Below are 13,308 nucleotides of genomic sequence, written 5' to 3'. Positions count from 1 at the left end.
TAGGTGGCGCGGGCTGCGTTCGTTCACCATTCGAAGTCGAGGTTCCGGGTGGGGCCCACGGTTTCAATATCCTGTAGCTCGCCTACCCCTGGGGCGTCATAACTACCGCTTTTAACACCCATCGCGTCGAGGAGCAACCACATGACCTCATGGGAATGAAGAACCTCTTTATCGCGAATAACTTGCGGAAGCTGGCCGCCAATCATGTGGGTGATGAGGAAGCTGCGGCGCACCTCCACTTCATCTTCACCGTGCCCACCTTCCGGCTTGTGCCCGTGGTCCGTGGTGACTGCCACCAGCCATTCTTCGCCCAACTGCTCGTAGCGTTCCGCAACGGCTTTAATGAGGTATCGCACCCACTCATCCACCTGAGAGATGGCGTCGCGGTACTGTTCAGACTCCGCGCCGTGCGCATGCCCCGCCGCGTCCACGCCCTCCAGATAGACCACGGCCGCGTCTGGGCCCTCATGCAATAAATGCCAAGTGGCCCACTGGATAACGGACGCGTCCGCAGCTGGCACGCCGTTTGAAACGTCCGGGTGGAACACTTTGTGCTGGCCCGTTCGCTGCTGGTCCACGCGCTGGTGAATCATGGGTCCAGGCCCAGATCCGACGGTGAACGCATCCCACGTGCATGCCGCCAAAGTACGGGCTTTCGGGTTGGCGAAGAAAACGCGCGAAAGAATATCGGGGGTTTTCGCTAGCTCGTGGCCAACGAACTCATTCCACCACACGTTGCATTCCTCATGCGTTGCCCCGGTGATGATCGTGGACCAACCGGGCCCGGAATCCGTGGGTGGAGTCATCCACATGGGAATCACTTTGCCTTCGGAATGCTCATCGCCCCGACCGAGCCGATTCAGGGTGCGCGCCAGGTTTTTAGGCCGCTCTTGCGGTGGGAGCGTGTGGTCTTTGCCGCCACTGGAAAAACGCGGGTCCGCAGGGTGGTCTGGGGTTTTAAAAAGCGGGTTTTCTTCCATAAAGTCCGGCAGCGCGTAGTCTGCACGCACGCCATCAAGACAGATTAAAAGCAGTTTCATCGGGTCACCATCCTTAGGGTCAAGATTTGGAAAGGTCGTAGTTTGAGGGTGAGCGGCTGCCCGGCCCGCAGTTCGGTTGGAAGTTGCTGTGTGGATGCGAGCTCACTGTCAGCTGCCAGTGGGTCTTCGCACAGGTCTACTTCCCGCAGGTTTGCGGCTGGTACCCCCAGGGTCAAGGCGACTTCGCTGCCCACGCCTGCATTTTCGTGCAGGCGGACAATCAGGTCGCCAGATTCGTCGTCCGCGCGTTTAACTGAGTCAATCACCGCGTGCGCATGCGTGGCCGCAGTGGTTAGCGACGCCAGCGACGTTGCGTTTACTTTCGCGGTGCGGGTTCGGATCGGCTGGTTTAAGCCGATGCCGAGTTCAGTTGCCTTTCGCACGTCAGAGCCCACTTGCAGGCGGTAACGCAGGCTTTGCTGCCCCTCGTCCACATGCGGGTCCGGCGCTTGAGCCGAGCGCAACGCGGTAAGCCCCACGCGCACCCCAGCCCGCCGAGCACCGGCCGTGGTTAGGGGGTGGACGTCGTGGCCGTACGTGGAGTCGTTGGCGAGCGCCACTGCGTATCCGGGTTCATCCAGAAGCATCCAGCGCTGTCCACTGGTTTCGAACCGCGCGAAATCCCACGGCGTGTTCGTCTGCATTGGGCGGCTGATCCATCCGAATGGGATCTCATCTTTCACGTCGGTGGCGGCGATGTCTAGTGGGAATAGTACTTTCAGCACTTTAGCCCGCTCGTGCCAGTCGACGTCCAACGCGAAATCAACGTGAGTGGCATCCGCATCCAAACTGATTGTCTGCACAAACGTGGAGTCGCCGTGCCGGCGGGTAACCCTAACGGTGCCGCGCAAAGGTTCCGCATGTGTTTCGATTGATTCCACTGCGGTGACGTCTTGGTGGTTGGCACGGTAGTGGTGCTGCAATTCCCACGCGTCGAAGCAACTGGGGTTGTCCGGGTGTAGGCGCAGCAGGTTCGCCGCTGCCCCTGTGGCCAGTACCTCCCGTTCGGCCACCAGGTCGCGTATCTGAGTGATTAGCCCATCCGCACTTATGGTCACGCGGATCTTACCGTTGTCGAGCACGTACCCGGCCTCTGCTTCGGCGTCCGCTTGCTCAGCAAGGTCGACTTGTTCAGAGGGTTCGGTTTGTTTAGCCGCTCGGGTTTGCTTACCCACTTCGGAACCGGCCCGCTCGCGTTTATCGCGCGTGACAGTTTTTTCTAGCGTAACCGTGTTTTCTGGCTTGCACACCGCTTCTTCTAGCGGGGTCCTGCTCATGCTGGGCACATTCACCAGCGCTAGCTCACCCGCAGCCTCGATCACTTCTGTGCGATCAATGGGCGCGGCGTTCAACACCGTGAGCGCTTTATGCTCCCCCACCCCAATCTTTGCGCCAGTTTCAGTCGCAGGATCCTTTGGCTGCGCCTTATCGCTCTCAGCCTTTTCTTCCGCCTGCTCTTGCGCGTCAGCCGTAGATTCTTCCGCCTGCGTTTGCGAGGCGTGGTCCAGTTGCCGTATTAGTTTGCCGCGCATGCCCTCAATATCATCTGCTAGCTGCGCGTATTCCGCCTGCGCGTCCTGATTTACCCACGCGATTCCCGTTCCGGGCAAAATGTCGTGGAACTGAAGCAGCAGCATTCGTTGCCATAGCTGCGTTAATTCCGCATGAGGGTACCTGCGTGAATCGGCAGTGTTCCCCAGCTGGCTCACCGCAGTGGCTAACCATTCGAGCTCAAACATGGCGGCTTCAACCCGTCGGTTCCCCTGCTTCAAGCGATGCGCGGAAGTGTATACGCCGCGGTGGAACTCCAAGTACATTTCGCCCGACCACACGGGTGCATCCGGATAGTCCGCGCGGGCGCGGTCAAAGAACTCCTCCACCCCACCGGATCGCACTGCGGGCGCCCCCTCACAGTTCGATAGTCGACGCACCCGCTCAACCATCTCCCGGGTGGGGCCGCCTCCACCATCTCCGTACCCGTACGGCAGAAGTGAATAAGGGGTGAGGCCTTTTTCTTTGAAGTTCTTTTCTGCGAACCGCACTTCTTTGGGGCTAACGATTGAGTCGTAGCAGTCCACGGGTGGGAAGTGCGTAAAAATACGCGTGCCATCAATGCCTTCCCACCAGAACGTGTGGTGCGGCATCGTGTTGGTCTGGTTCCAGTTCAGCTTTTGGGTGAAGAAGTACTGCATGCCCGCAAGCTTGGCAATCTGCGGCAACGCACCGTTATAACCAAACGAGTCGGGGAGCCACAAGCAGCGTGGCCGCACTCCCAGGTGGTCTTGGAACCACTTCAACCCCACTGTCAACTGCCGCACCAGCGCTTCCCCGCTGGGCAGGTTGGCGTCGGGTTCAACCCACATGCCACCCACCACTTCCCACTGCCCGCGCGCAACCATTTCCTTAACTCGCGCGTACACCTCGGGACTATCCTGTCGCAACCATTCGTAGTGCTGCGCGGAGGTGCAGGCAAAACGCATGTCTGGATACTGCTGCGCCAGCGCCGTCACATTCGAGTAGGTGCGCACCACTTTGCGCCGCGTCTCGCGGATTGGCCACAACCACGCCGAGTCAATATGCGCGTGCCCCACCGCAGTCATTTGCTGCGCCGAACCGCCAACCCCAGAATCAATTACCGGCGCCAACACCTGCCGCGCTTCGTCCGCCGTTCGTTCCAGGGGCCCAGCTTCGAGCGTGTTCGCAGCCCGCTCCAGTTGCCGCAAAATCACCGCACGCCGCGTGGAATCCGCCGGGAGTTCTAGCATGAGGCCGTTCAGAACCTCCATGTCGAGCTGCAATCCCCACACGTCCCGGTCACGCACAATAACTTCCGCGCCCTTAAAAACCCACAGGTTCTCCTCCGTGCGGGTACGCAAATCCCCCTGCGCAGAGGGGTGGTTCATGAACCCACCCATGTTCGGGTTGCATCCGGCCTCAACGAACACGTGAAAGCGGCCTTCCCCGTCCAGAATCTGCGTGTCAGGTTGGCTGGCGAAGTGGCCGTGGTTTAGCGCCACCTCGTTGTTCATCGGGTTAATCGCCTTTAACGGGGTGCCTTGCCGGGTGTAGACCATGCCTTCGGACTGGTTGCCCGGCCAGTCACCCTCAAACCCTAAATCGATTTTCAACTCCAGGTCCGCGTGCAGATACTCGGCAGGTACCTGACCGCGAATCTCAAACCACCAGGTGCTCCACGCCGGCCCCCAGGGCGTGCCCGCCGCAAACGGTTCGTAAGTTTGCGCGGTGGCGGTGTGGAAATCAACCGGTTCTCCCGGTGCCCGCCACGCGCCCGCGGTAGCGGTGGTCACTGTCCGGGTCGATGCGCGTTCCAGCCGTTCCACAAGGTCGGATATGCGCTCTTCCACCAGGTTGCGATCATCAAACATCGTGTTTTCCTAACGGTTGCAGGGCTTCGAAGTGGGCCACTAGGTCGTCTAACAGCTGCGTGGCGACGTTAAAGGAATCCACCAGGGGGTGGTGTGCAAGCGCCAAGATCGCGTCGGAACGCGAGTGGTCCAGCGCCGCCAGAATCGTTTCCCGCTCCACGTACTTCGCGTTCACCACTAGGCCGCGCGCGTGGTCTGGTAGGTAAGCGGTTTCGGGCAGGTGGATTCCGCGCCCATCCACCCGGCAGGGGATTTCCACAACCGCGGAATCATCCAGTTCTTTAATAACCCCTTGGTTCGCAACGTTAAGGATCAGTTCTGCCGGCACGTCATTCGCGATCGCATGCATGATCGCGAGCGCTATTTTGTCGTACCCCCCGCTTTCCAAATCTTGCGTGTCGCGTTCAAAGTTACCGGTTGCTTCCCGGTTCGTCGCCATGTACGTTTGTTCGCGCTCAAGCCGGGTGCGTTCCCACAGGTCAAACACGCCGGTCTCGGTTGATTCGGCTTGCGTGTAGAACCGGTTTTGTTGCTCTTCCAGGTACCGGCCGCGCGTGTGGTCCGATTTTTGATCGGTCTGGAGGTTCTCGCGCGGGTAATAGTAGTAGTGCAGGTATTCGTTGGGTACACTCCCCAGGCTTTGCACCAGGTTCGCGCCGAATAGCCGGCCTTCTTCGAAGGATTCAATGAGGTCTGGGCGTTGCAGTAACACGGGGATAACGTCTTGCCCATCCACCAGGAGTTTTGTGATCCACCCGAGGTGGTTGAGCCCCGCGTATTCCACGTGCACGCGTTTGTTGCCAGGAACGTTGGTAGACAGGTCCTGCGGAAGCAGTTGGGCGCGTTGCAAAGCGGTGAGGATCCGGCGGGCTAGCCCCACCGGGGAGTCGCAGATTCCGACGACACGGCCGGGGATGTAGCGCTGCATCACTTCGGACATGATGCCCGCGGGGTTCGTGAAGTTGATGACCCACGCGTTCGGAGCGTGTTTCTTAACCTGTAAAGCGATTGCCACGACCTCAGGAATCCCCCGAAGCGCGTACGAAATCCCCCCTGCCCCAACGGTTTCTTGGCCGATAACGCCGTGTTTAAGGGAAATGACTTCGTCCAATGCCCGCCCCTGGGTGCCACCCACGCGGATTGCAGAGAAGATGAAGTCCGCGCCCGCGATCGCTTCAACCAGGTCCGTCGTGGCCACGATACGCGGGTGGTAGTCAGCGGTTTCGTTCAGTTCAATGAGGACGCGGTAGATGGTTTGGAGTCGAGATTCGTCAATATCGTACAGGCGCAGTTCAGTAACGCGCTCGTCCGAGGTGTCTTTTAAGATCGCTTGATAGACCAGAGGTACGCGGAAGCCCCCGCCGCCCAGAATCGTCAAAATCATACGTTAATAACCTCAATTCTGTTCTTGACGCGCAGTTCTTTAACAGTTGGGGGAAGAACGTCGACGTCGGTGATGATGCCCGCAGTATCAGAAACTGCGAATGGGATATAAGCTCCTTTCCCTGGAAATTTGCGTGCGTCCGCCAGTACGTAGCTGCGTGCCGACGCGGCGAGGACTGCTTGTTTAATAGTGGTTTGTGAGGACGAGTTGTCGCGCACCCGCCCACCCTGGTCGATGCCGGAGCAGCCGATGAACGCGATATCGATGGAGCGGCGCTCTAGTACGGATACGACGTCGTTACCGGAAAAGCACATGTAGCGTTCGGACCATTCCCCGCCCACCAGGCAGATGCGGGGGCGGTCTGGGCGAGATTGTTTGCGGAGCATCTCAAATGTTGGAAGCGAGGCGGTTACTACAACGACGTTGCGGCGCACCAATGATGCAGCCACGTTATAACAAGTGGTGCCCACGTCGATGTACACGGCCGCACCATCGGGCACCAATTCTGCCGCCGCTGTTCCGATCGATTGTTTAGCTGCGGTTTGCCGTTCTAGCGCTTCCTCAAAAGGGTCGTCGACCTGGTCAATTAATCTGGCCCCACCCCAAGTGCGCCCAACTCGCCCAGATTCCTGCAAGTCAATCAAGTCACGGCGGGCCGTCGAGGGGCTCACCTCGAGCTCATTCACAATTTGGGAAACCGACAAACTACCCTTTACCCGCAGTAAATCAACGATTGCTGCCTGGCGCTCCACTTTAAGCATATAAACATAATACATGGACAATCGTTCATTTTCGAGCAATACGTTCAAATGGTTCCATAAATGAGCAAACCGTGTTACTCTCCAAATGACGTGGTAAACATCACGAACACCTTCACTCGAGGTTTCTTTTCATAAAGGAGTTAAGGATGCAGTTAACACGACGATCGTTGTTGAAATCGGGCGTATTGGGGCTAGGCCTATTTGGACTAGTAGGTTTAAACGGTTGTTCAACCGAGGCCTCATCTGGATCTAAAAAAGGCGGCGACGGCGAAACTAAGAAAATGACCCTGTGGACATGGCCAGAGGGTTTTGGTGAGAAGCTGCTGGAGGAAGTTAAGACAAATCTAAAACAGTATGACCTGAGCCAAAACGTTATTGGTGGGGACTTCAAACAGAAACTAACCACAGCATTCACCGCTGCGTCGGGACTTCCCGATATCACTGGGGTTAAGGGCCAAGACCTCCCCTTCTTCCTAACCCAAGATAAGTACTTCGAAGACCTAAACGAGCTCGGTGCCAAAGACATCAAAGACCAGTACCTCGAGTGGAAATGGGATGAGGCCACCACGCACGACGGTAAGCAAATCGGGATCCCAATCGACATTGGCCCCACCGTCTTGTTCTATCGTAACGACGTGATGGAAGAAGCGGGTCTGCCGTCAGAGCCCGATGAGCTGGCGAAGGCAATCCACGAGTGGGACGCGTTCATTGAACTGGGCAAAGAACTGAAGAGCAAGCGAGAGAACACGTTCTTGATCCGTAACTGCTCGGGCATGTTCGGCACCATCCGGGCGCAGTCTGGTAAAGACTTCATCGACGAGGATGACAACTACATTGGCGACCAGGAGCACGTACGCCACGCTTGGGACGAGAGCTTGAAGGCCCTAGACGCGGGGATTGTTGCGAAACTGCAGGCAGACACGGCAGACACAGCGGCAGCTGTGAACGATGGCCGGCTCCCCGCAGACTTCGGGGCCTCCTGGCACCTCGCGGACCTGCAGGTGGACGCGCCAGAGACAAAGGGTAAGTGGCGCGTGTGCAAGCACCCGGGCAGCCCCACTAACAACGGTGGTTCGTTCCTCACGATCCCGAAGGGCGTGGACGATCCGAAGGCCTCATTTGAACTGATTAAGTTCATTTTGAACCCGAAGAACCAGGCTTACGAATACCAAGATAAAGGGAACTTCCCCTCCACCCCCGCCTCATACGAGATGGAGGAAGTGTCGGGCCCAGTTGAGTTCTTGGGCGGCCAGAAAGCAGCGGAAGTGTTCGGCGACGCGGCGAAAGAGGTGAAACCTGTTTTCAAACACGCGCACTCAGACACCGTGTCTGCACCGTTCACGGCGGAACTGGAGAACGTGGAATCTTCCGGTAAAGATCGCGACCAAGCGTGGAAAGATGCGGTTACCGCGTCGAAGCGTATGGCCGAGCAAGTTGGTTTAAAGGTTAGGTAAACGGTATGGCATCGCCTCGATTACGTAAAAAACAGGGCACAACAGCTGAATACGATGAAAGAGCTAAAAAACGGAAGCGAGCCAGATGGATTAAGGCGATACCACAATACATAGCCGTCTCTCCCTACTTCTTCTTTTTCACCGTATTCGGCGCCATGCCCATTATTTTTACGATGGTGTTGGCGTTTACAGACTGGTCGGGGCTAGGTGAGATTCACTTTGTTGGGTTAACCAACTTCAAGTACCTAGTCTCCGACCCCCTGTTCTACAAGTCATTAGCCAACACGTTGATACTGTGGGTTATGGGTACGGTCCCAACGTTGACGTTCGCCACGATTTTGGCGTTGATGCTCAACTCGGTGATCCGGTTTTCCACCACGTATCGGGTTATTTATTTGATTCCCAACATCACCTCTATGGTGGCGATGGGGATTCTTTTCAGTTCAATCTTCTCTAGCCAGTTTGGTTTAGCGAATGCGTTTGTGCGCACGCTGGGGATGTCGAACATCCCCTGGTTGCAAAGCGAGTGGGGCATTAAGATCGCAATTTCTGCACTCACCACGTGGGCGTTCGTGGGTTATAACGCCCTGCTGATTCTGGCGGGGTTGCAGGCGATTGATAAAACGCAGTATGAACAGGCCGCACTCGATGGCGCGAACGGTTGGCAAACATTCTTCCGCATCACGCTCCCCCAGTTGCGGCCCATCGTTTTGTTCATCACCCTCATGTCGACTATTGGTTCGCTGCAAAGCTTCACGGAAGCGCAGGTGCTAACTTCTTCTACCTCTTCGGGCGCTGCCTCTGCTGGTGGTGTGGGGAACTCAGGTTTGACGATGGTGCTGTACTTCTTCTCGGTTGCTTTCCAAGAAAACCGGTACGGGTACGGTGCGGCGATCGCATGGGGTGTGTTTGTGATCGTCATGTTCTTCTCGTTTATTAACTGGCTTATCACTAAGGAACGTAAGGATAAGGTGCGGTAATGGCTCTTTTGACCCGTAAACCTAAGATTTTTAAAGTCAAGGCACGCGATGGGCAGCCGGAACGCGAAATCGCTTTGCGCCGCAAACCACCCCGCCCTTCAGTTATTGCCCGCCACGGGTTTTTGATTCTGGGCGCGTTAATATCACTGTTCCCGTTCTACTGGATGATAGTGCTGTCCACGCACCCGTCGTCGGTGATTTTCAAGTTCCCACCCGTGGTTTTGCCGGGCGAGAAGTTCTTGGAGAACTTCGGGACGGTGATGTCTAGGGTCAACATTTGGGGCGCGATGCTCAACACCACGTTCGTGGCGTTAACCGTGACGTTCCTGGGTTTGTTCATCTCTTCCATCACCGCGTTCGCGTTCGCGAAATACCGGTTCCCGGGGCGGAACTTCCTGTTTGGCATCATCATGGCCACGTTCCTGCTGCCCGCTCAGCTGGCTACTATTCCACAGTTCTTGCTGATCAGTAAGCTCGGGTGGGTGAGCCAGTTGAAGGCACTGATTTTCCCAGCCCTCGCGGGCGCGTTCGGGATTTTCTGGTTGCGCCAGTACGCCACCAGCGCGATCCCAACTGAGCTTCTGGAGGCCGCGCGGCTGGATGGGTGCGGGTTTTTCCGCCAGTACATTCACGTGTGCCTGCCCACCATTAAACCTGCGTTAGCGTTCTTGGGGATGTTCACGTTCATTGGTTCATGGAACGACTTTATGTGGCCGTTGATCGTGCTCAACGATCCGCATAAACTCACCCTGCAGGTGGCGTTGAGCCAGTTGAAGTCTGCGCACGGCACGGATTACGGCATGTTGATGGCTTCTTCACTGATCGCGGTTGTCCCCCTGATTTTGGTGTTCATCATTGGTGCCCGCCAGTTCATCTCCGGTATTACCGACGGCGCTTTGAAAGGTTAGCGCCACGTTTCTGGCCAGTTCCCCTCTGACACGCGTCGGTTTCCTCTGGCCGTAGCAAGTTCCCTCTAGTTCGGAAGGACCCTCGTGTTTTCGATTGATAACCTGGCAAACCCGCGTTTCGTTTCTGAAAATAGGATGAGGCCGCATTCTGACCACGCTTTCTACGCTTCCGCGCGGGAGTGTGAGCGCGGTGATTCCAGTTTGGTTCAGTGCCTGGATGGTACTTGGCAGTTCCATTTAGCAAAGAATCCGCATGAGGTTGTGGATGGGTTCGCAGAACCAGCTTTCGACACTTCATTGTGGGATGCGATTCGGGTTCCGGGGCATATTCAAACGCAGGGTTACGACCAGTCGCAGTATACGAACAAGCAGTATCCGTGGGATGGCTTGTTTGATGTGAACCCGCCGCAGGTACCTACCGAGTCGAATCCGACTGCGTGTTACGTGAAGGATTTTGATTTAGATAGCCAGGTAGGGCCCGGTGAGCGGGTGACGATTACTTTTGAGGGGGCCGAGAGTGCGCTCGCGGTGTGGCTGAATGGCCAGTACGTGGGGTATTCGGAGGATTCGTTTTCACCGTCCGAGTTCGACGTCACCGAGTTAGTTAAGCCGCGTGGCAACCGGGTTGCGGTGCAGGTGTTTAAGTGGTGTTCGGGTTCGTGGTTGGAGGACCAGGATTTCTTCCGGTTCTCCGGTTTGTTCCGCAGCGTAAACTTGCGCAGATACCCGCGTGCCCACGCTTATGATCTGGCGCTTTCCACGCGGTTGAGTGAGGATTTTGCACGCGCCACCGTAACCCTGGATGTGGAAGTAATTGGTGAGGGCAGCGTGGTTGCCCACCTGGATGGCGTGGGGGAATTCTCTGCGAAGCCTGTAGGTGGGGCCGCCAAAAACGAGCACACAAGTAGCGGTGAACCCGCCCCAGACGATCCAGAGAGTAGCACTGAGGCCACGCCTGCGCGTGGTAAGCGCCATCGGTTGCAGCTGGAAGTGGAGCGCCCACGGCTTTGGAGCGCGGAAGATCCTCATCTGTACAAAGGCACGCTTCTGGTGCGTGACCGGGCCGGGGAACCTGTTGAGGTAGTGCCTTTGCGGGTCGGAGTGCGCCGGTTCGGGATTGAAGACGGTTTGTTGAAGATCAACGGTGAGCGCATTGTGTTCCACGGGGTGAACCGGCACGAGTTCTGTTTGGATGGGCGCACGATCACCAGGGAGCAGACGCAGCGGGATTTGGTGACATTGAAGCGCCTGGGGGTGAATGCGATTCGCACGAGCCACTATCCGAATAACTCGTTCTTCTACGAGCTGGCGGATGAGTATGGGTTCTATGTGATGGATGAGGTGAACCTGGAAACGCATGGTTTGTTCGACATGTTAGAGTACCGCCGGCTTCCGGTTTCGCATGCGGTTCCGGGGGATTCTGAGGATTGGTCGGCCGCGACTTTGGACCGGGCGGCGAGCATGTTTGAGCGCGATAAGAATCATGCGTGCGTGGTGATGTGGTCGTGCGGTAATGAATCGTATGGGGGAAAGAATATTTTTGAGGTCGGCCAGTATCTACGCCGGGTAGATGACCGGCCGGTGCATTACGAGGGTACGTCGATTGATAATCGCTATCCGGACACGAGTGATGTGCATAGCCGCATGTATATGCCCGCTGCGAAGGTTCCGCAGTTTGTTGAGGAGAATGCAGATAAACCGTTTATTTTGGCCGAGTTTGCGCACTGCATGGGGAACTCATTTGGCGCGGTGCACCTGTATACGGATCTGATGCGTTCGTTGCCGCGTTTTCAGGGTGGTTTCATTTGGGATTTTGCGGATCAAGCGTTGTTAGCTGTGGATCGGTATGGCAACGAGTACATGGCGTACGGTGGGGATCATGGCGATGCCCCTAATGATGAGGACTTTTGCGGCAATGGATTGTTTTATGCGGATCGGAGCCCGAAACCTCCGGTGCAGGAAGCTAAGTTTGTTTACCAGAAGTTGACGGGGTCTGTGGAACGGGATACGTTCACGGTCTCTAACTTGTATAACTTTACGAATAGTTCGCAGTTTATTTGTAAGGTGACTTTGCGCGATGAGGGGACGACGTTGCAGACCGCGGTGGTTGATACTTCTGTTTCCCCGGGTGAGACCCGCAGTTATCCCCTTCCATTCGCATTGCCTGAAACTACCGTGTCGGGCGAGTGCATTGTGGATGTTTCGTTTTTGCTGAAGGCCGATACTGCGTATGCGGAGGCGGGGTTTGAGGTTGCGAATCTTGAGGCCGTGTTCCCCACTTCGCGTTCAGCTACGTTCGGTGCGTGTGCTGGTGGGCTTACTGACGCGGCTGTGTCTACTATTAGCAACCGTGCACCCGAGCCCGCTGACGGTATTACTAGCGTAAGTGCCGACGCACCTGCCAGCTGTGGGCTTGAGGTGCGTGAGGCTCCGCGGGTGATCACGGGTATTCATAATATTGGGGTGTCGGGCCCGAGTTTTAGCGCGTTGTTCTCTAGGACTACGCAGGGGATGACGTCGTATAAGTTTGGTGAGGTGCCGGGTTCTATGCGGGAGTTGCTGCGCACGTCGCCGAAACCGAATTTTTGGCATGCACCGACGTCTAATGAGCGAGGGTGGCATTCTTCGTTTGACGATGCGGTGTGGGCGATGGCGTCGGCGTGGCCGCGTTTGGAAGACCAGTCGATGGACATTGAAGCGCACGTTGATGGGCAGTTTGTGGTGATTAGTTACGACTATCGGATTCCAACCCCGCCCACTGAGTCGACTTGCACGGTGTGTTACCGCATTGGTTTGGATGGCACGGTGCATGTGGATGAGCATTTGGATTGCGACAGTTCTTTACCGGATTTGCCGGAGTTCGGGATGTTGCTGACGGTGGATTCGGATTTGGATCAGATCCGTTTTTACGGTGCGGGGCCGGATGAGACTTATTCGGACCGGTGTTTGGGCGCTCGTTTGGGTGTGTATGAGTCTGATACGCAGTCTGGTTTTGCGCGTTATTTACGTCCGCAGGAGTGTGGTAACCACGTGGGTGTGCGTTGGGCAGAAGTGTTTTCTGAGGACGGGTTTGGCGTACGGTTGCAGGCCGATACCCCGATGGAGTTCTCGGCGCTGCCGTGGGGTCCGTTCCAGGTGGAGCAGGCGCGGCATCCGAACGAGTTACCGCAGCCGTTGTACACGCATATCCGCCCAGCGTTGGCACGCCGGGGTGTGGGTGGTGATAACTCGTGGGGTGCGGAAACTCTGCCGCAGTACCGGATCCCAGCTGGCCCAATGGACTTCAAGTTCTCATTCAAAGGAATCGACAGGCGGTAGCCGTCTTACTACTAGATGGGCCGTAATAGTCGCACCCTACTAGTTGGAGACGCTGACCTAGTGATATAAACCAGTGG

At 56.8% G+C, this 13,308-nt stretch carries 8 protein-coding genes; 4 read left to right on the top strand and 4 right to left on the bottom strand.

All coding sequences use genetic code 11. The features are described 5' to 3' along the window. Positions 1-23: 23 nt before the first annotated feature. From CJ187_RS01235 to CJ187_RS01220, 4 genes are read right to left on the bottom strand one after another with little or no spacing between them, the layout of a single operon-like run. Positions 24-1,040, bottom strand: coding sequence for an alkaline phosphatase family protein (locus CJ187_RS01235; protein WP_102216108.1), 1,017 nt, complete (start codon positions 1,038-1,040; stop codon positions 24-26). Beyond that, positions 1,037-4,426: an alpha-mannosidase gene (locus CJ187_RS01230; RefSeq protein WP_102216109.1), complete on the bottom strand. Its 3,390-nt coding sequence runs from the start codon at positions 4,424-4,426 to the stop codon at positions 1,037-1,039. Before CJ187_RS01230 ends, CJ187_RS01235 begins: the two co-directional genes overlap by 4 nt. Beyond that, positions 4,419-5,810: a 6-phospho-beta-glucosidase gene (locus tag CJ187_RS01225; RefSeq protein WP_102216110.1), complete on the bottom strand. Its 1,392-nt coding sequence runs from the start codon at positions 5,808-5,810 to the stop codon at positions 4,419-4,421. Before CJ187_RS01225 ends, CJ187_RS01230 begins: the two co-directional genes overlap by 8 nt. Then, entirely contained in the window at positions 5,807-6,586 is a 780-nt protein-coding gene (locus CJ187_RS01220) for a DeoR/GlpR family DNA-binding transcription regulator (protein WP_102216111.1), read from the bottom strand. Before CJ187_RS01220 ends, CJ187_RS01225 begins: the two co-directional genes overlap by 4 nt. Before the next feature lie 131 nt (positions 6,587-6,717). On the opposite strand from CJ187_RS01220, the gene CJ187_RS01215 reads away from it, so the two are divergent. The 4 genes from CJ187_RS01215 to CJ187_RS01200 all read left to right on the top strand — a co-directional run bounded on the left by CJ187_RS01215 (position 6,718) and on the right by CJ187_RS01200 (position 13,231). Continuing rightward, positions 6,718-8,025: an ABC transporter substrate-binding protein gene (locus CJ187_RS01215; RefSeq protein ID WP_102216112.1), complete on the top strand. Its 1,308-nt coding sequence runs from the start codon at positions 6,718-6,720 to the stop codon at positions 8,023-8,025. Positions 8,026-8,030: 5 nt separating this feature from the next. Then, positions 8,031-9,005, top strand: a complete 975-nt coding sequence (locus CJ187_RS01210; protein WP_102216113.1) for a carbohydrate ABC transporter permease — start codon at positions 8,031-8,033, stop codon at positions 9,003-9,005. After that, complete coding sequence (locus CJ187_RS01205) at positions 9,005-9,913, top strand: carbohydrate ABC transporter permease (protein WP_102216114.1); 909 nt, start codon at positions 9,005-9,007, stop codon at positions 9,911-9,913. Before CJ187_RS01210 ends, CJ187_RS01205 begins: the two co-directional genes overlap by 1 nt. 84 nt (positions 9,914-9,997) lie before the next feature. Next, positions 9,998-13,231, top strand: a complete 3,234-nt coding sequence (locus CJ187_RS01200; protein WP_284667708.1) for a glycoside hydrolase family 2 TIM barrel-domain containing protein — start codon at positions 9,998-10,000, stop codon at positions 13,229-13,231. Positions 13,232-13,308: the final 77 nt, after the last annotated feature.

Origin of the sequence: Gleimia hominis (assembly GCF_002871945.2) — a bacterium.
Classification (GTDB): Bacteria; Actinomycetota; Actinomycetes; order Actinomycetales; family Actinomycetaceae; genus Gleimia; species Gleimia hominis_A.
Note: the sequence above shows the minus strand (reverse complement) of the source record. Positions and strands in the feature narration are given on the sequence as shown.

Bases quoted from the DNA above. Each gene is read 5' to 3' on its own strand.
- CJ187_RS01235 (WP_102216108.1), bottom strand. From the start codon at position 1,040: ATGAAACTGCTTTTAATCTGTCTTGATGGCGTGCGTGCAGACTACGCG.
- CJ187_RS01230 (WP_102216109.1), bottom strand. From the start codon at position 4,426: ATGTTTGATGATCGCAACCTGGTGGAAGAGCGCATATCCGACCTTGTG.
- CJ187_RS01225 (WP_102216110.1), bottom strand. From the start codon at position 5,810: ATGATTTTGACGATTCTGGGCGGCGGGGGCTTCCGCGTACCTCTGGTC.
- CJ187_RS01220 (WP_102216111.1), bottom strand. From the start codon at position 6,586: ATGTATTATGTTTATATGCTTAAAGTGGAGCGCCAGGCAGCAATCGTT.
- CJ187_RS01215 (WP_102216112.1), top strand. From the start codon at position 6,718: ATGCAGTTAACACGACGATCGTTGTTGAAATCGGGCGTATTGGGGCTA.
- CJ187_RS01210 (WP_102216113.1), top strand. From the start codon at position 8,031: ATGGCATCGCCTCGATTACGTAAAAAACAGGGCACAACAGCTGAATAC.
- CJ187_RS01205 (WP_102216114.1), top strand. From the start codon at position 9,005: ATGGCTCTTTTGACCCGTAAACCTAAGATTTTTAAAGTCAAGGCACGC.